At 47.3% G+C, this 25950-nt stretch carries 21 protein-coding genes; 15 read left to right on the forward strand and 6 right to left on the reverse strand.

Annotated elements, in window-relative coordinates; all coding sequences use genetic code 11:
• Positions 1 to 44 precede the first annotated feature (44 nt).
• The 9 genes from ACJJH9_RS01295 (at position 45) to ACJJH9_RS01335 (ending at position 7829) form a co-directional block, all read left to right on the forward strand.
• The gene (locus ACJJH9_RS01295) at positions 45 to 743 is read left to right on the forward strand and encodes an NUDIX domain-containing protein (RefSeq protein WP_444882961.1); all 699 of its coding nucleotides are present in this window, start codon (positions 45 to 47) and stop codon (positions 741 to 743) included.
• 85 nt (positions 744 to 828) lie between these two features.
• Positions 829 to 1350, forward strand: coding sequence for a DUF1249 domain-containing protein (locus ACJJH9_RS01300; protein WP_444924027.1), 522 nt, complete (start codon positions 829 to 831; stop codon positions 1348 to 1350).
• A gap of 41 nt (positions 1351 to 1391) precedes the next feature.
• Positions 1392 to 2216 carry a phosphodiesterase gene (locus ACJJH9_RS01305; RefSeq protein ID WP_252083544.1) on the forward strand — a complete coding sequence of 275 codons (825 nt, stop codon included), beginning with the start codon at positions 1392 to 1394 and terminating at the stop codon, positions 2214 to 2216.
• A gap of 376 nt (positions 2217 to 2592) precedes the next feature.
• On the forward strand, positions 2593 to 3243 hold the full coding sequence (locus ACJJH9_RS01310; RefSeq protein ID WP_444924028.1) for a hypothetical protein: 651 nt from the start codon (positions 2593 to 2595) through the stop codon (positions 3241 to 3243).
• 74 nt (positions 3244 to 3317) lie between these two features.
• A complete protein-coding gene (locus ACJJH9_RS01315; RefSeq protein ID WP_444924029.1) occupies positions 3318 to 3941 on the forward strand; it encodes a YqiA/YcfP family alpha/beta fold hydrolase in 624 nt (207 codons plus the stop codon).
• Between the two features lie 12 nt (positions 3942 to 3953).
• On the forward strand, positions 3954 to 5840 hold the full coding sequence (parE, locus tag ACJJH9_RS01320) for a DNA topoisomerase IV subunit B (protein ID WP_286036993.1): 1887 nt from the start codon (positions 3954 to 3956) through the stop codon (positions 5838 to 5840).
• A 380-nt stretch (positions 5841 to 6220) separates the two neighbouring features.
• Entirely contained in the window at positions 6221 to 6577 is a 357-nt protein-coding gene (locus ACJJH9_RS01325; protein WP_444924030.1) for a hypothetical protein, read from the forward strand.
• 245 nt (positions 6578 to 6822) lie between these two features.
• On the forward strand, positions 6823 to 7230 hold the full coding sequence (locus ACJJH9_RS01330) for an FAD-binding oxidoreductase (protein WP_444924031.1): 408 nt from the start codon (positions 6823 to 6825) through the stop codon (positions 7228 to 7230).
• Positions 7231 to 7355: 125 nt separating this feature from the next.
• The gene (locus tag ACJJH9_RS01335; RefSeq protein WP_444924032.1) at positions 7356 to 7829 is read left to right on the forward strand and encodes a hypothetical protein; all 474 of its coding nucleotides are present in this window, start codon (positions 7356 to 7358) and stop codon (positions 7827 to 7829) included.
• Between the two features lie 46 nt (positions 7830 to 7875).
• Here the strand turns inward: ACJJH9_RS01335 and ACJJH9_RS01340 are convergent, their stop codons facing one another.
• Positions 7876 to 8793, reverse strand: a complete 918-nt coding sequence (locus ACJJH9_RS01340) for a LysR family transcriptional regulator (protein WP_444924033.1) — start codon at positions 8791 to 8793, stop codon at positions 7876 to 7878.
• Between the two features lie 121 nt (positions 8794 to 8914).
• On the opposite strand from ACJJH9_RS01340, the gene ACJJH9_RS01345 reads away from it, so the two are divergent.
• Positions 8915 to 9637 carry an SDR family oxidoreductase gene (locus tag ACJJH9_RS01345; protein ID WP_444924034.1) on the forward strand — a complete coding sequence of 241 codons (723 nt, stop codon included), beginning with the start codon at positions 8915 to 8917 and terminating at the stop codon, positions 9635 to 9637.
• A gap of 35 nt (positions 9638 to 9672) precedes the next feature.
• Here the strand turns inward: ACJJH9_RS01345 and mmsB are convergent, their stop codons facing one another.
• Positions 9673 to 10572 (reverse strand): 3-hydroxyisobutyrate dehydrogenase, encoded by a 900-nt coding sequence (gene mmsB, locus ACJJH9_RS01350; protein WP_444924035.1) that lies wholly within the window; start codon positions 10570 to 10572, stop codon positions 9673 to 9675.
• Positions 10573 to 10611: 39 nt separating this feature from the next.
• Complete coding sequence (locus tag ACJJH9_RS01355; RefSeq protein WP_444924036.1) at positions 10612 to 12123, reverse strand: CoA-acylating methylmalonate-semialdehyde dehydrogenase; 1512 nt, start codon at positions 12121 to 12123, stop codon at positions 10612 to 10614.
• A gap of 334 nt (positions 12124 to 12457) precedes the next feature.
• On the opposite strand from ACJJH9_RS01355, the gene ACJJH9_RS01360 reads away from it, so the two are divergent.
• Entirely contained in the window at positions 12458 to 13513 is a 1056-nt protein-coding gene (locus ACJJH9_RS01360) for a hypothetical protein (protein ID WP_444882949.1), read from the forward strand.
• A gap of 95 nt (positions 13514 to 13608) precedes the next feature.
• On the opposite strand, the gene ACJJH9_RS01365 is transcribed toward ACJJH9_RS01360, so the two are convergent.
• On the reverse strand, positions 13609 to 14613 hold the full coding sequence (locus tag ACJJH9_RS01365) for an alpha/beta hydrolase (RefSeq protein ID WP_444924037.1): 1005 nt from the start codon (positions 14611 to 14613) through the stop codon (positions 13609 to 13611).
• 384 nt (positions 14614 to 14997) lie between these two features.
• Positions 14998 to 15600, reverse strand: a complete 603-nt coding sequence (locus ACJJH9_RS01370; protein WP_444882947.1) for a GNAT family N-acetyltransferase — start codon at positions 15598 to 15600, stop codon at positions 14998 to 15000.
• 446 nt (positions 15601 to 16046) lie between these two features.
• Between ACJJH9_RS01370 and ACJJH9_RS01375 the strand changes: the two genes are divergently transcribed.
• Together ACJJH9_RS01375 and ACJJH9_RS01380 are read left to right on the forward strand one after the other, a co-directional pair.
• Positions 16047 to 17513, forward strand: a complete 1467-nt coding sequence (locus ACJJH9_RS01375; RefSeq protein WP_444924038.1) for a DEAD/DEAH box helicase — start codon at positions 16047 to 16049, stop codon at positions 17511 to 17513.
• A gap of 326 nt (positions 17514 to 17839) precedes the next feature.
• Complete coding sequence (locus ACJJH9_RS01380) at positions 17840 to 20719, forward strand: FG-GAP repeat domain-containing protein (RefSeq protein WP_444924039.1); 2880 nt, start codon at positions 17840 to 17842, stop codon at positions 20717 to 20719.
• Between the two features lie 61 nt (positions 20720 to 20780).
• Here ACJJH9_RS01380 and ACJJH9_RS01385 read toward each other — a convergent pair whose 3' ends face one another.
• Positions 20781 to 22082, reverse strand: a complete 1302-nt coding sequence (locus ACJJH9_RS01385; RefSeq protein ID WP_444924040.1) for an amidohydrolase — start codon at positions 22080 to 22082, stop codon at positions 20781 to 20783.
• 714 nt (positions 22083 to 22796) lie between these two features.
• Here ACJJH9_RS01385 and ACJJH9_RS01390 point away from each other — a divergent pair.
• Both ACJJH9_RS01390 and ACJJH9_RS01395 read left to right on the forward strand, forming a co-directional pair.
• Complete coding sequence (locus tag ACJJH9_RS01390; protein WP_444889240.1) at positions 22797 to 25154, forward strand: efflux RND transporter permease subunit; 2358 nt, start codon at positions 22797 to 22799, stop codon at positions 25152 to 25154.
• Positions 25135 to 25950 (forward strand): outer membrane lipoprotein-sorting protein, encoded by an 816-nt coding sequence (locus ACJJH9_RS01395; RefSeq protein WP_444924041.1) that lies wholly within the window; start codon positions 25135 to 25137, stop codon positions 25948 to 25950. Before ACJJH9_RS01390 ends, ACJJH9_RS01395 begins: the two co-directional genes overlap by 20 nt.

Genomic DNA, 25950 nt, shown 5'->3' on the forward strand with positions numbered 1-25950 from the left:
GCGCAGAGTATAACAGCTGCATCCCGCTCATATAGTGTTCGAGTATGCAGACCCCACTCGCGCAGAAGGTCAGCGAACTAATGTCAAAAATGAAGAGTCAAAAGGGGTTGTCCCCAGAGTTTTCCGCAGATTCTGTAGAAGTTGTTTCCAGGGAAACGGTTTATAAGGGATTTTTTTCCATGTTGCGGCTACGGCTGCGCCATCGCCTTTTTCGTGGTGGCTGGAGTGAAATCTTTACCCGGGAGCTGTTTGTACGCGGTCCGGCAGTAGGGGTATTGCTCTACGACCCTGAGCGAGACCTTGTTGCGCTTACCGAGCAGTTTCGTATTGGCGCCCTAGAGCGGCCGGCAGGCCCCTGGTGTCTGGAAGTGGTGGCCGGCATGGTGGAAGCCGGGGAAGACCTAAAAGATGTAGCTCGGCGTGAAGTATTGGAGGAAGCGGGGCTCAAAGTGCAGGAATTGCACTTTATCCACAGTTATATGCCCAGTGTTGGAGGGAGCTCTGAACGGCTACACCTGTACTGTGCGCTGGTGGACTTGAACTGTGCGGAAGGTTACTTTGGTTTGGAGCAGGAAAACGAAGATATCCGCTTGCGGGTGTTTTCCAGGGACTCGGTACTCGCCGCCATGGCGGGGGACTATGCTCCAGGAGAGAACCCTATCGATAATTCGGCCACCATTATTTGTATGCAGTGGCTGCAGTTGAACCGGGCAAAATTAACAAAACACAGGCCAACTGCCTGACGGTCACTTGCGTTGCGCAATGTTACCTGCGTATAGAGCAAACTGAGATCTGAGTCACGGCGGCCAATGAATTGGAGTGTTGATAATGGCTCTACTGGGAGAAGCGAAGGCGCGGCAGCAAAGGAAGTTGAAAATGTCGCCAAATGGCAACGCTAGGGCGGTGTATCGAGTCGATCTACCGTCTTATCATGCCGATTGTGACGCCAACTACCTGCGCTTGAGCAAATTGTTGCCTGAGCTTTCACAAAGAGCGCTTTGGCGCTACCAGTTGCCCGGCGGCACTCTGGTGTTGAGAGTAGTGGAGCGCTCTAGATATACCACAGAGGTGTCTCTGGCGGCGGAGGTAAATCTTAACGAGTGCCAATGGCTGGAACCTCCCGACTTGACTGTACGCCTCTACCACGATGCGTGTATGGCGGAGGTGATTAAAGCCAATGGTCGCGGGCCGGTGGGTGGTAAAGGAGTGGATACCGCCTATCCCAATCCCCGTATGCAGCGTGCAGATGAGAGACCCCAAGCCAATCGCTTCCTTGGTGAATGGTTGGAGTACTGTCTTGCAAATGGTCGTGCAGAATTTGAACTGGTGTTGGATGGCCAGAGATTTTAATTCTGCTGCAGAACACACGGATGTGAACACAAGGTGAGCAAGTGATTCGCGAGCACAACAAGTCGGATTCACCCCTGGGGGTGACTTCGCACCGTCTTATCCAGATCACAGATCCACATATCGGCAGCAGGCCCGATTATCAATTATTGGGTCTGGATACCGGCCACACCCTCGATGAAGTTTTGACCTCTCTCCAAAGCCGGCAGCCCCATGCCCGGGCTCTGGTCGCCACTGGTGATATCAGCGCCAATGGTTCTGAGGCTTCCTACTGCCGATTCTTAGAAAAGACCCGCATACTTTCCATGCCTTGGTACTGGCTGCCCGGCAATCACGATGTGAGTGCCCGCATGAAAAAACTGGCCCCCAACCGCTGTATCGATTTGGTCTCCTTGGGGGATTGGCGCCTGCTGCTGTTGGATACCAGTGTGACAGGGCAGATTTGTGGTGGCTTGGACAGCGCGAAACTGGAGCGCCTTCAGTTGCTCCTTTGGGAGACTCGCGATCACCCGGTGATTATTATGATGCATCACCAGCCGGTCCCTGTGGGGAGTAAGTGGATTGATGGCCATATGCTGCGCGAAGGCTGTGAGACATTTTTGCAAATAGTTGATCAGGCCCCCCAGGTAAAAGCCCTGGTTTGGGGGCATGTACACCAGCAGTTTGACAGCAACCGAGGCCATCTCGGTCTGCATGCCACTCCCTCTACTTCGGTACAGTTTACTCCCGGCAGTGGCCCCTTCGCTGTCGACGAAGAGATGCCCGGCTACCGCTGGTTTGAACTGTATAGCGATGGCTCCTACGAAACCGGTGTGGAGCGGGTGGCTATCTCCAAGTATTGTGTCGATCTCGCCTCATCCGGTTATTGATTTAAGTCAAACCGCTGCGAATTCGCAGCGGTACTTTCACTAAAGCTCTCAAGTCTTCCTCCTTGCTATTGGCTCCCCAGCGAAGAATGTAATGCTTTCGGAATAGGCGCAAACAGGTCACTGCCTATTTGGTAACAACCATTCCTATTTTGCGCGACCTGAGCACAATGTATTTTCCCCTATCCTCACCGTACAATGAGATTACCTGTATTGAGCGGTGATTTTTGAATATGGGAAAAGCGTGGTGAAAGGTGAGCCAATAAAGTATTCAAGTGTGGTTTTTAGAATTGCCGAGGTTTGAAGCCTAACGGCGATAGATAATGTGATTGGAGCCTCTCGCCGAATGGATATTTTTCGGAAATTCAGGAGCTTGTAAATGCAACAATTATTTTCTATACCTCTCCTCGCAATTTTATTATTGATTACGGCTTGTAGTCAGCAGTCCACTTTACAGGATCGTAGTGATGGTCTGGAAGCACGCCCCAGCCAGCTCGATGAAGTCGCGGCAGCTTTCGCCTTGGATCTCAGTGGTGCTAAGGTTTATATTGCACCGGTTCAAATTGACTACACCAAGCGATTCTCCTCCCTGCCTAGGCGTCAATATCGGGAAAAAGATTACGAGCTGGACCAAAGGGATCTACAGCGTTTGAATACACTGTTGGCGCAGAGCTTTAGTAATAAGCTGCTTAAACCGCGCAATGCCCAGCAAGTGTTGGAGCAGGCGGAAGCCGACTACACCCTATCCCTGTCACTGCAAGATTTTTCCCTGGCTGCACCGCTAGATCCATCTCCCTGGACTTGGCGTGTCTATACAGAGCAGAGCGCCTACGCACAGCTGGTAGGTACTTTGTACGATCGTAACGGCAGCGCAGTAATGCATTTTCGCGATCGGCGGGATATTGGTGAGAATCTCGGTTCCTCTGGGCCGGGTGGACGGCTGGAACGTTTCACCAGTGTTACCTTTTGGTCAGATATGCGTGTGGATATTCGCCGGGCTTTTGCTAGCTTGAACAGATCGCTGCTGTAATCGGTCCCTGAGAAGAGCAGGAACTGTGAGGAGGCCAACCCCATCGCTGCCGTGGGGCGCTATAATCCCCGACTATGCAAACACAAAATCTCAACGGAAGGCCGCTGCTGATCTATCTGCACGGCTTCCTTTCATCGCCTCAGTCTTTTAAATGCCAGCTGATGCGGGACCGGCTGGCTGCCAATCACCCACAGATCATTTTCTGTGCACCACAGGTCTCCCCCTATCCAGGAAATGCTCAGCAATCATTACTGCGGCTATTGGATGGCTTCTTTGACTCAGACAACTGCGGCCCAATAGGGTTGGTTGGTAGCTCTATGGGGGGATTCTGGTGTACCTACCTAGGCGAGCGCTACCATTTGCCAGCGGTGCTGATCAATCCGGCCGTTCGCCCGTCTCGCTTTATGCCGGCCTACGTCGGCCAGGTGTTACAACCCTACAGTGGTGAGTCGCAGGAGTATCGCCTAAGCGGTGCGGACGTTGATACCATGGCGCAATTGGAAGCAGAGATACCCAGTCCACTGCTGAGCCGCTATTGGCTTTTGGCACAGCGAGGCGATGAAACCCTCGATTATCGCGATGCAGAGTCTTTCTATCAGGGACAGCGTCAAACTGTCGAGGAGAGGGGCGATCACAGCTTTCAGGGCTTCGCGCGTTACTGCGATCCCATTGTCGAATTTCTATTTAACCAGCAGTAATTTATAACAATTATGGCCAATTATTCCGCCGAAGATATTGAGGTACTCACAGGGCTGGACCCAGTGCGAAAGCGCCCGGGCATGTACACAGATACCACCCGCCCCAACCACCTCGCCCAGGAAGTGATCGACAACAGTGTCGACGAAGCGCTTGCCGGGCACGCGAAAAAAATTGAAGTGGTATTGCACAAAGACCAATCGCTCTCGGTTAGCGATAACGGTCGCGGTATGCCGGTGGATATTCACCCGGAACAGGGGCGCCCTGGTGTTGAAGTGATTCTTTCCACCCTGCACGCTGGTGGTAAGTTCTCCAACAAAAATTACCAGTTTTCCGGTGGTCTACACGGTGTGGGTGTTTCTGTAGTAAACGCTCTTTCCAAAGTGTTGGAAGTGACCATACAGCGGGATGGTAAGGTGCACCGAATCGGTTTCAAAGATGGGGAAAAGGCCTCGGATCTTGAGGTTGTCGGTAATTGTGCAAAGCGCACCACAGGCACCAGTGTACGCTTTCTGCCCGACCCCAAGTATTTTGATTCCGCAAAATTCTCCGTGGTGCGACTGCGTCACCTACTGCGCGCCAAGGCGGTATTGTGCCCCGGCCTGACGGTCACTTTTATTAATGAGCAGGACGGTGAATCTGACGAGTGGTACTACGAGGACGGTCTCAAAGATTACCTCGCCGCTGCCAATCAAGGATGGGAAATATTGCCGGTCGAGCCCTTTGTGGGTAGCTTTGCCGCTTCTACCGAAGCGGCAGACTGGGCAGTGCAATGGCTGCCGGAGGGCGGTGAGATTACCGCCGAATCCTACGTTAACCTGATCCCCACCGCCCAGGGCGGTACCCACGTGAATGGGCTGCGCGCGGGCCTTCTGGATGCCATGCGTGAGTACTGCGAGATCCGCAATTTATTACCCCGTGGTATTAAGTTGGGCCCTGAGGATATCTGGGGGCAATGCTCTTACGTACTCTCCGCCAAACTGGCGGACCCGCAGTTCTCCGGGCAGACAAAAGAACGCCTCTCCTCCCGTGAGGCCACCGCGTTTATTTCTGGCGTGGCCAAGGATGCGTTCAGCCTGTGGCTGAACCAACATACGGAAGAGGGTGATAAGCTTGCCGAGTTGTGCATTGGTAATGCACAAAAACGCATGCGCTCAGCAAAAAAAGTCGCGCGCAAGAAAGTCACTCAGGGGCCCGCGCTGCCGGGCAAGTTGGCGGACTGTTCCAGTGCTGATACCTCCCGCTCCGAACTCTTTCTGGTGGAGGGGGACTCCGCTGGTGGTTCCGCCAAGCAGGCGCGGGATCGCGAGTTCCAGGCCATCATGCCGCTGCGCGGTAAAATCCTGAATACTTGGGAAGTGGACTCCGCTGAGATTCTCGCCAGCCAGGAAGTGCACGATATTGCCGTGGCGCTGGGTGTTGATCCAGGCAGTGATAACCTGGAAGGGCTGCGCTACAACAAAATCTGTATCCTCGCCGATGCCGACTCCGATGGCCTGCACATCGCCACACTACTTTGCGCCCTGTTCTTACGTCACTTCCGGCCGCTGGTAACTAACGGTCATGTCTATGTCGCCATGCCGCCACTGTTCCGTATAGACATCGGTAAAGATGTTTACTATGCGCTGGATGAATCGGAGAAGCAGGGTATCCTCGATCGTATAAGCGCAGAAAAGAAAAAGGGCAAAATACAGGTGACTCGCTTTAAAGGTCTGGGTGAAATGAACCCCATGCAGTTGCGTGAAACCACCATGGACCCCAATACCCGTCGCTTGGTGCAACTGTATATTGATGCCGGCGATGACAGCAATCAGCTTTTGGATATGCTCTTGGCTAAAAAGCGTGCCGGGGATCGCAAGCAGTGGCTGGAAAGTAAAGGAAATCTGGCTGAAGTGGGTTAATCTTTAGGTCCGCAAAATATCAATATATGTTGTTCTTCCACTTTTAAAGATAGCATGTACTTTGCGCATGGATGCCGAAGTGCATGTGCTCACTCCCAATAATTCCTCCCCTTACAAGAAATTTAAATAGTGATGCTGGCATTCTCTAGTAACGTTACTAGTAGGGGTGTTTTCTTTTCATGTATCTTTAAGAGAATATTTAATGTTTGATCTTTATTGTTGATGTCGGAGGTCAGATTAAAAATTTTGCTGTATATGAAAATCAGGATAAATTCAGTCAGGATGAATTTGCAGACCTATTAATTCCGGTTATAGATGACAATTAAACATCTACTTTATCCTTTGTTTATAACAGACTTGTTCTTTTGAAGGATGTGACAATGCTAAGCCTGCTAGTCACCAGAGTGATTTTTGTCATTAAAGAGCACCGCAGATTATTGGAACAGCCAGGCTCACCCACCGGGTGGCTGGTCGCTCAATGGGCCAAGATCATGGTGTTGTCACAGTTTTTCCTGGCGCCTTTCACTTTGCTCTTTGGGCGCTGGGAGGGGACGATGATTTTCTTGGCGCGTTTTTTGGCAATACATGTCGTTTATTATCTAGACAGAGTGATTCCCTATACCCGAGCTTTGTGGATTTGCCACCTGGTGACGTTCGGCCCACCTTTTATTTGGTTTAGCCTGAATTTTTCTGAGATATATAAGGGCTGGGGGCTTGGGCTTTTTATTTGTAATTGAATATATCATTATTGGCCTATGTCTTTACTTTGACCTGAGAGACTTGATTCTCTATCTATGTGGTCGTCCTTCCCCCTGTTATGTGCGAGATTTCAATCGAACTGGATACCTTCATATTAAAGATAAAAGGGTAGTGCAGCCGGTAACATTATTTTCAGTATTTTTTTGGTAGTTTGTCTTGCCTCTAGCAGATTGTTTATCTGAATATGAGTGTGATGAGAAAAGAATAGATCTAAAGATTATCTATGAAGTATTTTCCGTTGTTGTTTTTATTCTATGTCCTGCCCCTGTTCGCTGTAGAGATAGAGGATTTTCACTCTGATGGCTGTAGCGTCTTTCCTGATGGTACACTCGATCAAAGTGATTTATGGTTGGATTGCTGTTATGCCCATGATTTCGCTTACTGGAAGGGTGGAAGCTATGCACAGCGTGAAGAGGCTGATCGCAATTTGGAAATTTGTGTTGCCAAAACTGGGGAGAGGGAAATTGCGTTGTTGATGCTAGTAGGGGTTAGAGTTGGCGGGACGCCATTCTTGCCAACCTCAGTCCGTTGGGGCTATGGTTGGCCCTATTTGCGGGGTTATAAAGCCTTAACAGAAGAAGAGCTGGCTGCTATTGAACGGGTGGAAGGGCCTTTACCTGGGTCGCCCTAGATAGTCTAATAATATTTTTATTCAATGTATAAGATTAACTCTATGGTTTTTGCTCTCTCAAGAATACTGGGAACTATTGGTGATATGATCAATAATAAGGAGATTTCTTAAAAGGGATTTATAGAATGACTTATTTTCGCGGTGTTTTATGGTTCTGCATTACCCTGAATTTACTGGTCTTTACTTATCTGGCCTTTCTCTTGGGTTGGAATGTTGGACTTCTTGAAGTTTTACTGGGAATCATTCTTGCTAATTTTCCTTTGCCTTTTATGGTTCGCTGGTGTGAGCGTATGGCCAAGGATTTAAAGGGGTACTGGATCAACTTTATTCCCTATATAAGCCCCGTATTGGTAGGGTTTGGTGGTTCAGCGATCTATATTAATGCAGCGCTGAAAGGTGAAAAGGTATTTTGGCTTTATTTAACTGTGCCTATGGCACAGGCAACGGCTTTTTGGGTGCTCCTGGCACTGGTCTTTTGTATTTACCCGTTCATTAATACTGAAAGGCAAGAAGTGGTAGAACCTGAGTATAGTAGCTGCGTTGAAAGCCCCGCAGACATTTTGAAAAAAGAGCAGGAAAGGACGGATAAAATTGCTTAGTGTTTGTAAGCATTACTGTATATAGGTTCATATCTTTTATTGTTTATTAGTCTTCTGCTGGTTCCCTTTTCAGTAGCTGTCCATATTCTTTGGAAAAGTGGTCTTTTAGCCATTGCATCAGGCTACGTACGCGAACTAATTGATGGCGCAGCGGGGGGCAAACCATAGAGAGCTGAGTGGATTCTGACCACCCAGGCAAAATTTCCTGTAATTTACCTTTTTCGATATCTGCCTGGACGTAGATGTCTGCCAGGCGAGTTACACCAAGTCCTGTCAGTGCTGCAAGGTGCATCGCCCGGCCGCTAACCAGTTTGATACCCTGTTCCACCTCAATCTTATGCCTGGTCTTACCACGCGTTAGCACCCACTGGTCAACACTGCCGTAAATTAGGGGTACTTTCGAGAGGTCCATGGGCTTTAGAATTGGGCCACGCATTTTGATAAAATCCGGGCTCGCAACATAGCGGGTTTTGATACTGTGCAGTTTGCGTATTACGAGGGTGGAATCTGGCAGCTGCCCCATACGTATTACTAAATCGTAACGATCTTCAATGAGATCGACACGCACACTGGAAAAATCCAGCTGTATTTGTATTTCGGGATAAGTTTTCTGAAACTTAATGACTAGGGGGGCAATGATCTCCTCGCCGATAATCCCACCCACCGCATTGATACGAATTTTCCCCTTTATTTCCTCTTTGGCATGTGTTGCCCACTCTGCGGCACTATCTAGTTGCTGTATTGCCTGCTTGCATCGCTGGTAATAGCCTTCACCGACCTCAGTAAGCCGCAGCTTGCGGGTAGTGCGGTGTAACAGTTGAACACCCAGGGTGGACTCTAATTCGGAGACTTGTTGGCTGAGTGTAGCTTTGGAGAAACCTGTATGATCCGCAGCAGCAGTAAAACTGCCCCGCTCAGCCACAGCAATAAAGGCGCGTATGGCTCGCCAAGAGATATTGTTCATTAATTCCAAACAATGATTTCACATTAGTTGAGTTAATAGACCTAATTCTAAATTCTATACTGCCGATACAAAAGGGTTATCCCGTAGTCTTTAATCATTGATTGCAGAAGAGAGAGTCAGTATGTCTAAGCCATTGATTGTAATAACAGGTGCCAGCTCTGGAATTGGAGCATCAATAGCTCAGCATATGTCGGATGCCGGGCATCCGTTGTTGCTATTGGCGCGTCGTTTGGAAAAATTAGAAGCGATGAATTTACCGAACACCCTCTGCAGACAGGTCGATGTCACTGATCCTGCTGCGTTATCTGCAGCAATTCAGGAGGCTGAGACTCTTTATGGGCCTGTAGATTGTTTGGTGAACAATGCCGGTAAGATGTTGTTGGGGAACATAGAAACCCAGAGTGCTGAAGAGTGGCGGGAGATGTTTGATGTCAACGTGCTCGCCTTGATGAACTCCATGCAGGCTGTTTTGGCCGATATGAAGTCTCGTGGTCGCGGTACTATCCTCAATATCAGCTCGATTGCCGGCGTGAAGACATTTATCAATCATGCTGCCTATTGCGGAACCAAGTACGCAGTGTCGGCGATTAGCGAAACCGTGCGTGAAGAGGTTGCCGCAAGCGGAGTACGTATTATGGCCCTATGCCCTGGAGCTGTGGAGACAGAGCTACTGAGCCATACCACTTCTGAAGAGATTATCAGAGCTTACGAAGAGTGGAAGGCCTCCATAGGTGGTGCCATTAATGCAGAGGACATCGCTCGCACGGCGTTGTTTATGTACAGCCAGCCCCAGCATGTGAATATCCGCGAAGTGCAGATAGCCGCTACAGGCCAGGATCGATAGATGAGTTAGATCGGGAAAGAGGATGAACAATTTAGCTATTGGTCGGCCTCTTTCCTGAAAATTGTTTGGATACTGGAGAAATCCAGTTCTTCATTGCCCTTCAGACTGTGTAAGCCAAATAGATTTCTGGCCAGTGAGCCGAGCGGTGTGTAGCTTTTGCTATTGTCGGCGGCTTGCTGAGCGAGCCCCAGGTCCTTACACATCAACCCCACTTTAAAGCCTCCACGATACTGATTACTAGCGGGCACACTATCCATAACACCGGGATAAGGATTATAAGTTTGTAGGGACCAGTTGGCGCCAGAGCTTTTCGCCATGATTTCAGTTAGCACTTTGGGATCAAGGCCGTTATCCACACCCAATTGGAGTGCCTCGGCGGTACCAATCATATGAATAGCCAGCAACATATTGTTGCAGATCTTTGCCGTTTGCCCAGCTCCGGCAGGGCCTGCAAAAAAAACATTGGCCCCCATATGCTGTAGAACTGTTTTGGCTCGTTCTACATCCTCATGCTCACCGCCACACATAAAGCTGAGAGTTGCGGCAGCGGCCCCTTTGACTCCGCCAGAAACAGGAGCCTCTATTGCATGAAGGTCTTTATTTCGTGCGGCGTTAAGTAGGCGTTTTGAGCTGCTTGCTGAAATTGTGGAGCAATCAATAATTAAGGATTTCTCTTCGATAGCTTCCAGCAGATGATCTTTTTCAATATAAAGGCTTTCTACCGCAGCACTGCTGGGTAACATACTAATAACAAAATCTGCTCCCTTCACCGCTTCTGTTGCTGATGAACATTTTTCAACTCCCTGTTCTACAGATTTCTGAAGCAACTCCTCTACTGGATCGAAACCTCTTACACGGAATCCAGCTTTGATTAAGTTAAAAGCCATTGGGGCACCCATATGCCCCAGACCAAGGAAGGCTGTGATTTTATTCATGGCATTATCCAAAAAATTAAATTTTATTGGTATGTGCAGTTACTTTAACTGTATCGTCATATTTGCCTGTTCGGCATGTTCAATATCTGAATCGAACCAACGGGCTGTGATGGTTTTTGTTTCGGTATAAAAACGCACGGCCTGCTTACCATAGGCGTGGAGATCCCCATAAAATGAACTGCGCCAGCCAGTAAAGCTAAAGAAAGGTAGTGGAACCGGGATAGGCACATTGATTCCTACCTGGCCCACAAGAATTTCGTGCTGATATTTACGTGCCGCTGCACCGCTGGCAGTGAATATGGAAGTTCCATTGCCGTAAGGGCAGTCATTCACCATTTTTATTGCATCATCTAAGTGATCTACATTCACCAGACATAACACTGGCCCAAAAATTTCATCAGTGTAAATTGACATCTCGGTAGTAACATTGGCAAATAATGTAGGGCCAACCCAGTTACCATGGGGATATCCATCCACTGTAATTTTTGAACCATCCAGAAGGCAATCCGCCCCTTCTTTTTTGCCTGTCTCGATATAACCCAGCACACGTTCCTTTGCAGCAGGTGAAATTAAGGGGCCGTAGTCGGATTGTGGATTCTTCCAATGCCCGGGTGTTATCTTTGCCATCGCATCCTGTATTTCAGGAATCCAACTTTGCGCTTCACCCACTAATACCACAACCGAAATAGCCATACATCGCTGACCGGCAGCCCCTACAGAAGAGCCGATGATATTGTTAATAGTGGCATTTTTATTTGCATCCGGCATCACTACCATATGGTTTTTTGCCCCGGCAAAGGCCTGTACTCTTTTTAAATATTGAGTGCCTGTCTGATAGATATGGCGCCCAACTGGCACGGAACCGACAAAAGATATAGCTTTAATATCCGGATTTTTTAGTAAGAAATCTACCTGCTCGCGACCACCATGGATAACTTGTAGAACCCCTTTGGGTGCTCCTGCCTGCTCAAATAATTCAGCCAGTTTGCAAGGTGTAATGGGGTCTTGTTCAGAAGGTTTAAGAATAAAGGTATTGCCACAGGCAATCGCTAGCGGAAACATCCACAACGGTATCATTGCGGGAAAGTTGAATGGCGTAATACCGACGCAGACGCCAATGGGTTGAATATAGGAATAGCAATCTATAGCACTGGCAACGTTTTCAACGGTTTCCCCCATTAGCAGGGTAGCAATATTGGCGGCATGCTCAACCACCTCAATGCCTCGCCAAACATCCCCCTTGGCGTCTTCAAATGTTTTACCAGTTTCCTCTGCGAGAATCTCGGCCAGGGCTTCTTGGTGCTCTTTCAGGAGAGCTTGGTACTTGAGCATAATACGTGCTCTAGTAGGAACTGGGGTGTTCCGCCAAGAAATGAATCCCTGCTTGGCGGCGGTGATTGCCTGGAGTTGTTCGGCCTCAGTGGTATAGGGGGCTTGGGTTAAAACCTCACCTGTGGCGGGGTTTGTCACATCCAGCCACTCCTTGGTAGTGGACTGCACCCAGTCGCCATCAATGAATAGAGGAAGGCGTGAAGGGATGGATTTATTCATATTATTTGCCTTACCAGTAACCGGTGGGAAATTGCCAAACAGTTTAGGCGTTGCCTGAGTGAAAAAAGAGGTATTTTACGCCGCTTCTTGAGATGAAGAATATCGGCCTTGTTTTGTGGTGTATTTCGGGATGAATATCGATGAGAGTTTTAGCTGAGGAGCTTCCAGCTTTTGTTTGCAATATTGAATTTTTGTGCGCACCTTCTCAACCTGAAAAATAGCCTGCTTGTTTTCAAGCTTTGTCCGTAATCATGCTGTTAGTATGCCCTCTCTGTAGATTTGTAGTGAATTTGTGAGGTTTTCTATTCATTTAGTTTAAGAAAGAGGGTAAACGGTGTCTTATAGAAAAATATTTCAGGTATTCGTTTTATTTCTTTTTGGATCTTTCAGTTCCTTACTATCGGCAACCACTTTGGAGGATCTCCGGGCCCATACACCTACGTCAGATAAAACCTGGGCAGAACAATGGTTTTACAATATTGCTGTGCCGGATGTTGGATACTTCAAGATAAGTCTCCAAACCTATATTGCCCCTGATTTTGTTGCGCCCGCACCTAAAGCCTATATCCACTTGGCGTTTTCACCTAGAAGCGGTGTTGAGGTCAAATATGATATTTTCCGGGACGAAGTAATTTTGTCTAATCCAGATGGCTCTGATGGTTTTTATTACGAGGTTCCGGGGGTCGTTGTGGCAGATGAGGAGGGTCTTAGAGTAAGTCACTCAGACTTTAATTTTTCCATGCATTGGGCCGGGGAGCATCATCATTATTGGCATGGTTTAAATCCAGGTCAGACACCGTTCGGTATTATTCCAGAGCTGCCGGGAGTTGGAGGAAGATGGTTTCTCTATACAGTTGGGACTCCTATTGAATACAACTTTAGTGATGCAGGTCAGTCCCTAATAGGGCAGGGGTTTGCACAGCTGGATAAAGGATGGTATGACAAAGAATCCAGTGCCGGAATGATCTATTCAATGGGCCTGTCTGATGAACTTTACTATATGTTTACCGGAGCAAAACTGGGAGAGTCTAATTTTGAGATGTGGGCAGGCCGATATATTTCAGATGAGTATGATCTGATTTTTCACCCAGCATTTAATAATCTCTCCGTAAAAAGGGAGCTGGATGCTTGCGCCGGTCGTCTCAAAGTTGAGCTAAACAAAATAAAGTATAAGTTGATTATGGAGGCGCAAGCAGATATTAATAGCTTTTATCCACTTCTTTTTCCCTCGGTTATCATCTTTGGCGGTGAGCAAAGATATATGAAATCCATGCAGGCTAATATTAACTTCTCTTTGTATAAAAAGGGAAATTTGGTTGAGTCTGTCCAGATGCCTCAGGGGCTTCTAGAGTTTAGTGGCCCATTAGCTTGTGAAGATTTCTTCAACTGAAATGTGATATTTTTCAAGGAATAGCTAATTGTCTTTTTTAGCAAGGCCGAACTAGTGAGTTTCGCCTTGCTACTTCCTATACTAGGCCAGCAGGTTTAATGGTATTGAATAGTGATATTACTTGCCTTGGGAAGCCAATCCTGTAGAGCGCTATGCTCAATTTCCCCAATAACCGCCATACTCGGGTGATTTCTATCTTTCAGGAGCACTATTTTGATATGGTCCTGATGCAGGTTTTGAAAGTGATCATAGGGTGAAATTGGGTCAGTATTGGAAGCAAATAAAAGCACGGGTACAGGAGTGTTGGTTAGTAAAGGTTCAATTTGTGTTTCCAGTAGACTTATATTGGCTTCCTCTAGCGCCATTGACGCTCCTGTTTTTATTTCTTTTTCAGAGAATGCTCTACTAAGTAGGGGAAAATTCTCTTGGGCATAATTATAAACAGCCTGGTCAAATTCCAACATGGGGGCTTGTAATATTAGGCCGCTGATATCTTGTCGAGATTGAGTGATTCTCGCCGCAGTAAGGCTCCCCATGGAATTTCCAAGAAGATAAACGTTTTTGCTTTCTATCAGGTCTTTATGGATAAGCTCGTCAATTAGCCTGTTAATCACTTCGCTATCACCAACCCCATATTCCTTACGGCCTTCAGATTCACCATGGCCGAGTAGGTCTGGAATAACTACCTGAAATCCAAGGAGGCGAAAATATAATGCTGAGTGAAGCATGAATTCTTTTGAAATTCGGAATCCATGTAAAAGAATGATGGTCCCAGAATAATGTTTGTTTAGGGCTTCTTTATTTATAGATAGATTAACTTGGCTGGTTTGATTGCCAGAGTCAGTTTCTATGGAGTATTTAATTTTACCTTTTTCAAGGGGGGCAGCAGAGAAATAGCTAATACATAAGTTTCTTAGCTTGTCACAGTAATTATTTTTATGGAATCCCCATGATTTTATCTGCTCATTTGAAACTACGTGGTCGTAAGGGAAGCTTTTTGAGCTTGCAATATAATCTATGATGTTCACTGCGCAAGATGATATAAGTAAACAAATTGATATGGTCAGAAGCAGTTTTATTGATTGCATTTTTATAGGCATAAATTGTCACTAAAATCTAGTGTTAATCAAAAAAATAAAGTGCCATGAATTATGGTTGTATCAGTAGCGGCGCACTACATGTGGTTAGGCTAAATTGAATCAACTTTTGGCAATTGCTCATTTCTCTAAAATTTATGTAAGCAAAGTTTCACTTTTTCTTTGATTGCTTTAGGAGAGTTTAAAGCTTTTACAGCTGGCGTTGTGCCCGATCGGCTATGCCTGTAGTTAAATAGATCTATGAATATGCTGACCGGAAGGTCACCTATGGGTAAAGTTGATGAGGTAAGGGGAGGTTGTGAACTCGCAAAAGGAAATTGTTCGGCTTTTAGAGGATGGCGGCAGCCAAATAACCTTTGCTAACCGCCATGAATATTAAGAGTGTATTTAATTTAGGTTAATTCCGGCCTCCCTGGAGGCCGTATCAAAGCCGTTGGCTTGTCGGCCAGCCTGCAAATCGAGTGTATAAGTTAATAGGGTGTAGTCTTTCGGATCGGCTTTACAAATAAATCCCATCGAACGGGCAAATGTCTGCACGCGTTTGTTGTCGGCGGACTCAATGGAATAAATTCGCTGTAGGCCCTGTTCTTTTGCGCAGTCGATCAGGCGCTTTAACATTAATCGACCTAGCCCCAATCCCTGCCAATCATCGCGGACCACAACTGCGCACTCGCAGGCTAGCCCGTCTGCATCTACGGCGTAATGTGCGGTAGCAACGGCCCTTTGCGCATGGTCGCTGGTGCAGAGTGCAATAAAGGCCTCATGAACTTGATGGTCGTTATCGGTGAGTAGCTCAATCAGCTTTTGGCTGGCTTTACAGCTGCCGCCGATAAAGCGGTCTCGCCGGGTTTCTGGAGATAAGTCTTCTATCAGTTCTTTCTCCAGTTGGCTATCACTGCGGCAGATGGGGCGTATTGATACCCTGCGCCCATTACCGAGAGTAATTAGTTCTATCTGGTGCTCATTACTGACATTGCTATTTTCTGACATGGCTGTGAGTATCCCGGCAGCACCTGGCTGCATCATCTTTGGTTCGCAACGGGGGTTGGATATCACAAAGATAGACGCTCAAGTTGCGAACGTGGAACTATGTTACGCTCGCTTGGCCTGGGTCCCCAACAACCCCTTTGTCTATGCCTATGAAGAGCAGTTTTAGCCGAGAGAACTATACAGTCAGTTTCATTATGGTATAGTGCTGCAGCTGATTTTTCTCAGCTGCGTCATTTGTAGGCCGGTGATCTACCGGTATCCCCCCGTGAACTTTTCTAAATTCTTCCCGGAACCCTCTACTGAATGCCGCGCGCCGGCTGGCCGTTGAATTGACGGCTGTGTGCATCGAGCCTCACTTGCTCTGGATGCCAACTCCGATTTTTCTATTTGCTCCTTCGTGGTGCGAATGTGTTTGATTGCGCCCAGGGCGCAGTTTGAGGTTATTTATGTTGTTTGAAGATCTGGGCCTTGCCCAGGAGATTGCCCGTGCAGTTGCAGAGCAGGGCTATACTGAGCCCACGCCAATCCAGGCCCAGGCCATTCCGGCGGTAATGAAGGGCAGTGATATTATGGCTGCAGCCCAGACGGGCACGGGTAAGACCGCTGGTTTTACATTGCCGCTGTTGCACCGCTTAAGCCAGGGAGAGCGTGCCAGAAAAGGGCAGGTGCGCGCATTGGTACTCACCCCAACCCGCGAGCTGGCCGCACAGGTGTTTGATAATGTGCAGAGCTATAGCCAGTACCTGCCAATGCGTCATGCGGTAGTTTTTGGTGGCGTGAAGATCAATCCCCAGATTTCCCGACTGCGAGGCGGTGCCGATATTCTAGTAGCGACCCCTGGTCGTCTATTGGACCTGCACAATCAAGGGGCAATCCGCTTTGATCGCCTGGAAGTCTTGGTCTTAGATGAAGCAGACCGCATGTTGGATATGGGCTTTATCCATGACATTAAGAGAGTGCTGAGGATCTTACCGGCCAAGCGTCAGAATCTACTCTTCTCGGCAACCTTTTCTCCTGAGATTCGCCAGCTAGCCAAAGGTCTGGTGAAAGACCCGCTGGAGATTGATGTCAGCCCGCGAAACTCCACTACCAAAACAGTACGACAGAAGCTCCACCCTGTGGATAAGGCTCGAAAAACAAAACTGTTAAGTCACCTGATTCGAGAGAATGGCTGGCATCAAGCACTGGTATTTAGCCGTACCAAACATGGGGCCAATCGGCTGGTGAAACAGCTCGAAGGAGATGGCATCCTGGCAGCGGCTATTCACGGTAATAAGAGCCAAAATGCCAGAACTCGGGCTCTGGCGGATTTTAAAGCTGGCAAGGTGCAGATCCTCGTTGCGACAGACATTGCTGCACGGGGTATCGATATCGATCAATTACCCCAGGTGGTAAATTTTGACTTGCCCAATGTTCCTGAAGATTATGTTCACCGTATCGGTCGCACAGGACGTGCGGGCGCCCAGGGGCAAGCGGTGTCCCTTGTTAGTGCCGATGAAATTAAGCAGCTTCGCGATATCGAGCGCTTAATTGGTAAGCCAATTCCCCGCGAGGAAATCGAGGACTTTGAGCCAGATCATCAGTTGCCAGCCTCTGGCAACCCCAAGCGTGGCGGCCAGCAAAAACCTGGCGCCAGTAATCGCCCTGTAGGTTCCCGAAATAGTGAGGGCGGACGAGATGCTCGTGGCAATAGCGATGAGCGCCGTGGTAATCGCGGAAGTGGTCGCGGTAAACCAGAAGGACGTGGAACCGGTGGTCGCAATAGCAATGCCACCGCAGGTAAAGGAAGCAATGGAAATCGCTCCGGCGGTACTGGCAGGGCTCGCAGCGCTGAATCGGGTCGCAGTGATGGCCAAAAACCACAGAGAGCTCCGAGACGCCGCCCCAGTAGAGGGCGTTCGGAAAGCGCTTAGCATTTTGAGTTGTTGGTAATAAAAAAGCGGCCTAGGCCGCTTTTTTTGTCTTTATTCGCTTTCACTTTTTTACCTTTCGTTAGAGTTATTGAGCTAAAAAATTATTTATTTCGAGTGTGTATTATGGATAGTCTATTTTCTCTGTTTTTATTTTATATTGCACTGTAAGCAGTAAAGATAATCTACACCTGGTTTTGGAACCAGCGTCTGCTTCTCATTGTTTGTCCTTAATGTTTATTCCGAAGTTGATAACACTTCATATTCATAATCCTAGTTTGTGCTAAATTGCCCCCGCTTTTAAAGGCTAATTTACACAAGGAGATGTTGTGAAGCTTAAATCACTCACAAAATATTTTGCTCTTCCCTCTGTAACATTTCTACTTACAGGTACTGTGAGTGCTGAAATTCAATTTCAGCCCACAGAATTTCACTCGTATGGATCAAAAACAGAGGCCATCGCTATTGCTGATTTAAATAATGATGGACTTGATGATGTTGTACTAACTACATCGAGCAATTTTGATCCAGAAAATGACTTTAAGCTAAAAGTATTTCTACAGGACGAATTTGGTGGCCTGACTGAGTCTATTGATTACCCCCTTGCAGGTGGAGAGGCAAGTCTGCCTCAGTCTATTACCGTAGGTGATCTTGATAGCGATGGTTTGAAAGATGTTATTGTCGGAGTTGGTGGCGGCGTAACTGAGCTATACCTGCAAGATCCTGCGAACGGTTTAGTATATGCGGAATCCTTGGATAACTCCTATTCTGAGCGAGTCGCAATTGCCGACCTTGGCAATAATAATAAAGGAATCCTTGGAGTTAGTTGGGAAGAGAATGGTGCTGTAATAACCCATAAAGTAGGGGAGCCACCTACCTTTGTGAGTACCGCTAGCGATCTAGCTATTGAAAGTCCAGGGCAGGTGGCACTGGGTGACGTGGATGGAGATGGTATAACAGATATTTCTCTAATTGCTAACGGTTCCCCCCAAAGTAGGTTGGTTGTTCTAGCGCCGGATGATTCTTTGAGGTTGAATGAAATTATCAGTATTGAATTAGATGGAAATGCTGATGTCAATGATGATTTTAAAATAAAAGGAATCGCCATTGGCGACCTTAATAATGATGGCCGCAATGATATTTCAGTATCAATAGTTGGTGTGGGGCAGAATAATTCAAGAGTCGCTGTATATTACCAGGAAGAAGATAGCTTATTACAGCAACCTGAAACCCACAGTTTTGGAGGTCCTCCTGGAGAGCTTTTAATAGAAGATATTGATAATGATGGCCTTGCTGATTTAGTTGTCTTGCCGGCCAGTGGAGAGTTCTTAAGTATTTATCAGCAGCAAGATGATGGTACCTTGGCTTTGAGTAAACAAATTGCCATTCCTGGCGCAACTTATACTAGCCCCCAGAGTATGGCTAGTGGAGATATCAACGGGGATGGTATTGCGGATATCGTTGTTGCAAATCCGTTACAGGGATTGGTTATATTAAAAGGTGGTGCTGGGCATATCAACCAGCCACCCATGGCTATCGCTGGTGAAAATCAAACTGCTGAAGGTAATTCGGTGGTATTGCTCGATGGTACTCTGTCTTCAGATTCCGACGGCAGTATTGTGGCTTACCACTGGACACAGATTTCCGGTACTCCTGTTATCTTAGATGACTCTGGTAATGGTTTCGCTAGCTTTACCGCACCCTCCGAAATTACTGGAGTTGTACAGGAGTTAATTTTCGAGCTGGAAGTTGAGGATGATAAGGGTCTAAAGAATACTAGCAAAGTGGCGGTTAGTATTGGAACTAATTTGGCTCCTATAGTTTTGCTAGATCCAATAGCGTCAGTTGTTTCTGGTGAAGAGGTTAAATTATCTGCAAGCAGTTCTTATGACCTTGATGGCTCAGTTATTAACTATCATTGGCGACAGGTATCAGGCTTGCCAGTTGAACTGAAAAATCTTGATGATGGAACCGTTTCATTTGTCACCCCAGTATTTTCTGGGGATAAAAAATATTGGAGGATTTTTGAGTTTGAGATTGAGGTTGAAGATAATGGTGGTTTGAAGAGTAAATCAATAGTTCCTATCTTTGTTGAAAGCATCGTTTTAGCTGCCCCTTATATAATCTCGAGTTACCAATTCGTTGACCCAGGTGAGGAAGTCTTGCTTCAAGGGTGGGTTGGGGATAATGACGGCCATATTGTAGATTATCGCTGGCGTTCGCTCTCCGATATGGATATAGAATTGACAGCCCACGCCGACGGTAGCGCAAGCTTTATAGCACCCCAAATTCCTTGGGATGCAGAAATTACCCTGAAGTTTGAGCTTGAAGTCGAGGATAACGATGGCCTTACAGCCACGGGTTTATTTACTGTAATTGTTAAGCAGAATATGCCCCCAAATATTGGTGCTGGAACTATGAGAGTAGTTCAACCGAATACAAATGTGACTTTAGATGGTTCCTATTCAAATGATCCAGATGGATATATTGTGAGCCAACAATGGGAGCAAGTATCGGGTCCACCCGTTGAATTAGTAGACGATAATAATTTAATTGCCAAGTTTAAAGCTCCTGCAGAACCCGCTGTATTGTCATTTAAATTGAGTGTCACTGATGACAGAGGGGCGATAAGTCAAATGACCGTCAGCGTAGATGTTGAGTCAGCTCCCCCCAAAGTAATAAGCACTACTCAAGAAGTTGAGCCCGGTGAAAATGTCTTACTGGTTCCTGGCATTTCTTGGGATGTCCCTGGTGCGCATATTGTCGACTATCGCTGGAGTTCCCTCTCCGATAGGGGTATTGAATTGATAACTCACGCTGATGGTAGTGCGAGTTTTATAGCACCACAAAACTCGGGAAGTGAGTTTACTCTGGAGTTTGAGCTGGAGGTTGAAGATAACAATGGCCAAATAGTAACGAGTATATTTACGGTAATCGTAGAAGGAAATATTCCACCGTTTATGGTTGTTGCATATGGGGCTGTTGGCGGTGTTAAGACTAATACAATTTCGACCTTGAGCGGTGGGGCTTCAAGAGATCAGGATGGAACTATTGTGAGCCAGAAATGGGAGCAGGTATCTGGCCCTGCAGTTGAATTGATTGATGCGGACAAGCTGACTGCTTATTTTATGACACCAGCAGAGCCCGCCACTTTGTCTTTCAAATTCAGTATTACGGATGATGATGGAGCAACAACTGAAAAACTATAACCTTAGAGGTTGAGGAGTAGATAATATTAAAAGTGAGCCCCAAGAGGGGCTCTTTGTATAATTACTGTTTTTTATAGTTTGCCATATAATCCAAAGTTAACAGGGTCAGCGCTTCAGTACCCTTACGCAAAGCATCTTCATCCACATAGAAAAGCGGTGAGTGATTGCTTGGGGCTTGGCTGGCATCCTGATCTCTTGGAGTTACCCCCAGGAAATAGAATAAGCCTGGGATTTCATTAGCGTAGTAGGAGAAATCCTCAGCTCCAGTAATTTTCGGGATTTCGATTACGTTCTTTTCGCCAACAACAGACCTCAAAATAGGCAGGGCCATTTCTGTCAGCTCTGCATTATTTATTGTTACCGGATAGCCTTCCAGAATCTCCACATCCGCGCTTGCCCCGGAGCTTTCAGCAATTAACTCAGCAGTGGTTTTTAAGCGTTTGAAAATTTCTGCACGGTTATCCATATCAAAATTACGGATGGTGCCGTTCAGATAGACACTGTCGGGAATGATATTGTTGCGGACACCACCGTCAATACGTCCGAAGGAAACGACTGCGGGCTCTTTAGTGATATCGATCTGGCGGCTGACAATGGCTTGGGTGCCCATTACGACTTGTGCGGCGGCGACAATAGGGTCCACTCCACTCCAGGGGCGTGAACCATGGGTTTGGCGGCCGTTGATAGTAATACGGAACTCATCGGCAGCGGCCATAAGCGGGCCCGAGCGATAGCCGATGACACCGGTGGGTAGTGAGGAAGTGACATGCTGGCCAAAGGCCACGTCCGGCTTGTACTTCTTGAAAATGCCCTCTTTGAGCATTAGCTCTGCGCCACCTTCTTCATTGTCCGGTGCGCCTTCTTCTGCGGGCTGGAATATAAACAAGACGTTTCCAGCCAGCTCATCGCGAAGGCCTGTCAGGACCTCGGCAGTGCCCATCAGCATGGCCACATGGGTATCGTGGCCACAGGCATGCATAACGCCAACATCTTTACCTTGGTAAGTGGTTCTCGCTTTGGAAGCGAAGGGCACATCGGTTCTCTCGGTGACTGGCAGAGCGTCCATGTCCGCGCGCAAGGCAACAGTTGGTCCCGGTTTTCCGCCCCTCAAAAAGCCCACAAGGCCGGTATGGGCGATACCGGTTTCCACTTCAAGGCCCAGTGCACGTAAGTGTTTTTCAATATATTTGGCTGTTTCAAATTCGCGATTGCCCAGTTCTGGGTTCTGGTGCAGGTGGCGGCGCCACTCAATCACTTTGGACTCAGTGTTTTCCAGCAATTGCTGAGGCTTAGGGTCGCTTGCAGAAGCATGGGTAGCTAGCAGCGATGCACCGATTGCGATGGGCAGGAGCAGTTTTTTCACAGCACAATTCCTTCATTCTCATTATCGTCGGCCGATTCTACCCCAGATTTTGCGTAACCGACTCCCTCGAGCTGGCTTGCCTTTATATATTTTGAGTTTCCGCTGTTGACATGATGAACCGAGCGGTTCAAGATGTTCTGCATAGGTTGTGGAAAGAGCTATAACCACAGAACAATGAGGGTTGCAGGAGGCTCTCAAGGTTTTCACGAGACTGAGTGGCACAGAAAGTTATACTGATAGGTCATAGGTTGGAAATAATTAGAGATGTTTAACTTGTCGAGCCCTCTAATTATTTCTTAGAGGATAATTAACGGGTTAATTTATAGTGATAATAATAGGCAGGTTACGAATATATCTGTATGTCTCAGGCATATATAAATAATTATTATATTTATTGTTAGATTTACGACACTGTAAATTAGGTATTCTCTTAACTCGGTGGCTCTCTCGTGGTGGGGAAAGTTAAGCTTTGCCTGATTATTGGCTACCATTAATTACAAAGAAGTGGTTTTTATAGCGCCTAAAGCGATAACTCTTTATTGATGTCTCGGCCACATTTACGGTTTGGCTGATGGCATTAGTGTGACTTTTTATTAAATTTTGTAGCTGATCTTATATTGGCTACTACGGGATTCTGTGGCCGTAAGTAAATACCCATTTGCTTAGGCTGTTGATTAATTATTTTCTATAAAGTTGTTTGAAGGAGCTGATTTAATGTCATCCCCCCAATTACCCTCGAATTGGGTAAGCCGTTATGCGGATTGGCTTATTCGATATCGATGGCTGGTAGCCATTGGCGCACTACTGTTAGCCTTCTTTGCGGTAAGCGGAGCAAGATTTCTGGGTTTCAACAATGATTACCGGGCATTCTTTAGTGAAGCTAATCCTCAACTACAAGCTTATGAGCAAATCCAGCGCACTTACACCAAGAATGACAATATTCTGTTTGCGGTAGTGCCTAAAGACGGAAATGCCTTTTCCAATGATGCCCTGGCAGCCGTAGAGGAGATGACGGAGAAATCCTGGTTGTTACCTTATGCGCTGCGGGTGGATTCAATTACCAACTTCCAGCACACCATTGCCGAGGAAGATGATCTCCTGGTACAGGACTTGGTGGAAAATGCCAGCAATTTAGATGCAGAAACCCTGGCCTCTATCAAGGCTGTAGCGCTGGCAGATCCCACCTTGAAGGAGCGCCTGGTAAATAGTGATGGTTCCGTTACAGGGATAAATATCACCTTCCAGCTTCCACAAAAATCCATGCATGAAACCCCTGAAGCGGCTGAAGCTGCACAGGCATTGATGGAAGAGATTGAAGAAAAATACGATGTAGAGGTCTATGCGACCGGTATTATTTTACTGAGTAATGCATTTTTTGAGGCCTCTCAGTCAGATATGAGCACCTTAGTTCCGCTCATGTACCTGGTGATTATTGCAGTTGTATTTTTGTTGGTGCGGAGCTTCAGTGCGACTTTTGCAGCGCTGTTGGTTATCGTCTTCTCCATGGCCGCAGGCATGGGTTTGGCCGGTTTTATCGGTGTTAAATTGACACCGCCATCCGCTTCTGCGCCCACCATTATTATGACTCTCGCAGTGGCAGATTCGATACATATATTGGTGAGTCTGTTTGCTGCAATGCGCCGTGGACTCAGCAAGCACGATGCAATTAAAGAGAGCTTGCAGCTCAACATGGGGCCTGTGTTCTTAACTTCGATCACTACCGCCATTGGCTTTCTGTCGATGAACTTTTCCGATGCGCCTCCCTTCCACGATCTGGGTAATATTACCGCGATGGGTGTGATGGTGGCCTTCTTCTTATCGGTTACCTTACTGCCTGCATTGATGGCGATACTGCCGGCCAAAAGTCGCGCCAGTGAATCCAAAATTGGACGCTCCATGGATACTCTGGGAGATTTTGTGATTCGCCGTCAGCGCCCGATACTACTGGCGGGAGTCATTGTCTCGTTGGGATTATTGGCAATGATTCCAAACAATGAGATTAATGATGACTTTGTTGGTTACTTTGATGAGTCTGTGGAGTTTCGAACTGATTCAGATTATATCAATGACAACCTCTCTGGTATTTACCAGCTGATTTACTCGATCGAATCCGGTGACAACAATGGTGTTAGCAATCCGGAGTTTCTTGCCAATCTGGAGCGTTTCACTGAGTGGATGCAGGCCCAGCCTGGGGTGCGCCATGTCAATACCATTGGCGATACTTTCAAGCGCTTGAACAAAAATCTGCATGCTGACGATCCTGCCTACTACAGGTTGCCTGAAGAGCAGGAATTGGCAGCCCAGTATTTGTTACTGTACGAGCTGTCTCTCCCCTATGGCTTGGATTTAAATAATCAGCTGAATGTGGCTAAGTCGTCGACGCAGATTATTGTAACTCTCGATAATCTCAAGTCGAAAGAACTCAAAGTGGTAGCTGATGCCGGCAGTAATTGGCTGGAGAAAAACATTGGTGTAACTGCCTATGGCGTAGGTCCGGCGATCATGTTTGCCAATATTGCCGAGCGCAATATGGAGGGCATGTTGGTGGGCACTCTGGTTGCGCTGGTGTTAATTTCTGCACTGATTGGTATTGCCCTGCGCAGTGTCAAACTCGGTTTCTTAAGCTTAATTCCCAATTTGTTGCCGGCCGGCCTGGCATTTGGCCTCTGGGGTGCACTGGTAGCTGAAGTCAATGTGGCTGTCACTATGGTGACCGGTATGGCACTGGGTATTGTGGTAGATGATACAGTGCACTTCCTCAGTAAATACCTGCGCCAGCGCCGTGCAGGCTATAACGTGGAGGACGGACTGCGTTACGCCTTCTCTTCAGTGGGTGTAGCGATAGTTGTGACCTCAGTCATTCTGATTGCCGGATTTATGGTGTTGGCCCAGTCCTCCTTCGGTATGAATTCTTCCATGGCACTTCTGACCGCAATTTGCATTTTGATGGCCTTGCTGGCGGATTTCCTACTTCTTCCGATTCTCTTGATGAAGCTCGATGCCAAGGCATACGACCCCGCTATTACCCCTATTGAAAATAAGGAGCAAAACTATGCAACCCAGCCGCTCTAATAAACCGTTTTTGACACGGGCCCTAGCAGGTGCCCTGGCTCTGGCAGCTTTCTCTGTTTCTGCCAGTGAACTGGACCTGGCCGCAGAAAAAGGTCTGGAAATTGCCAAGGAGGCGGACCGCCGCGACTTGGGATTCGGTGATCTTAGCAACAGCCTTACAATGACCCTGCGCAATAAATATGGTGAGGAGAGTGTGCGGGCTATGCGCACAAAAACTCTGGAGCAGAAAAACGACGGTGATAAATCCCTGGTGATTTTTGACAACCCTCGGGATGTAAAGGGTACAGCATTTTTGTCCTTTACCCATAAAGTGGGCTCCGATGATCAGTGGCTCTATTTACCTGCTTTAAAGCGAGTAAAGCGTATTTCCTCCAGCAACAAGTCTGGCCCATTTATGGGTAGTGAATTCTCCTATGAAGATATCGCCTCACAGGAGGTGGAGAAGTACACCTACAAATATTTACGCAACGAGTCTTTCGATGGCCGCGATCACTTTGTTCTGGAGTTGGATCCGGTTGATCCTAAATCTGGTTATTCCATTCAACACCTTTGGGTTGATACAGAGGAGTACCGCGCATGGAGAACGGATTACTATGATCGAAAAGGGGACCTGATGAAGACCCTTACGATTTCCGACTACAACCAGTACGGCGATCAATACTGGCGAGCCAATAAAATGGAAATGGTTAATCACCAGACTGGTAAATCCACGGAGTTGTTGTACAGCGACTGGGTATTTGGCAATGGTTTTACCGATCGCGACTTCACCAAAAATAGTCTCTCCAGGGCAAAATAG

This window comes from Microbulbifer mixtoriginis (SeqCode), assembly GCF_052466715.1.

Coding starts and splice junctions, on each gene's coding strand:
- ACJJH9_RS01340 (WP_444924033.1), bottom strand. CDS start 8,793: ATGAACAATATCTCTTGGCGAGCCATACGCGCCTTTATTGCTGTGGCT.
- ACJJH9_RS01370 (WP_444882947.1), bottom strand. CDS start 15,600: ATGTCAGAAAATAGCAATGTCAGTAATGAGCACCAGATAGAACTAATT.
- ACJJH9_RS01365 (WP_444924037.1), bottom strand. CDS start 14,613: ATGCCTATAAAAATGCAATCAATAAAACTGCTTCTGACCATATCAATT.
- ACJJH9_RS01390 (WP_444889240.1), top strand. CDS start 22,797: ATGTCATCCCCCCAATTACCCTCGAATTGGGTAAGCCGTTATGCGGAT.
- parE (WP_286036993.1), top strand. CDS start 3,954: ATGGCCAATTATTCCGCCGAAGATATTGAGGTACTCACAGGGCTGGAC.
- mmsB (WP_444924035.1), bottom strand. CDS start 10,572: ATGAATAAAATCACAGCCTTCCTTGGTCTGGGGCATATGGGTGCCCCA.
- ACJJH9_RS01325 (WP_444924030.1), top strand. CDS start 6,221: ATGCTAAGCCTGCTAGTCACCAGAGTGATTTTTGTCATTAAAGAGCAC.
- ACJJH9_RS01295 (WP_444882961.1), top strand. CDS start 45: ATGCAGACCCCACTCGCGCAGAAGGTCAGCGAACTAATGTCAAAAATG.
- ACJJH9_RS01375 (WP_444924038.1), top strand. CDS start 16,047: ATGTTGTTTGAAGATCTGGGCCTTGCCCAGGAGATTGCCCGTGCAGTT.
- ACJJH9_RS01345 (WP_444924034.1), top strand. CDS start 8,915: ATGTCTAAGCCATTGATTGTAATAACAGGTGCCAGCTCTGGAATTGGA.
- ACJJH9_RS01395 (WP_444924041.1), top strand. CDS start 25,135: ATGCAACCCAGCCGCTCTAATAAACCGTTTTTGACACGGGCCCTAGCA.
- ACJJH9_RS01355 (WP_444924036.1), bottom strand. CDS start 12,123: ATGAATAAATCCATCCCTTCACGCCTTCCTCTATTCATTGATGGCGAC.
- ACJJH9_RS01310 (WP_444924028.1), top strand. CDS start 2,593: ATGCAACAATTATTTTCTATACCTCTCCTCGCAATTTTATTATTGATT.
- ACJJH9_RS01300 (WP_444924027.1), top strand. CDS start 829: ATGGCTCTACTGGGAGAAGCGAAGGCGCGGCAGCAAAGGAAGTTGAAA.
- ACJJH9_RS01315 (WP_444924029.1), top strand. CDS start 3,318: ATGCAAACACAAAATCTCAACGGAAGGCCGCTGCTGATCTATCTGCAC.
- ACJJH9_RS01335 (WP_444924032.1), top strand. CDS start 7,356: ATGACTTATTTTCGCGGTGTTTTATGGTTCTGCATTACCCTGAATTTA.
- ACJJH9_RS01330 (WP_444924031.1), top strand. CDS start 6,823: ATGAAGTATTTTCCGTTGTTGTTTTTATTCTATGTCCTGCCCCTGTTC.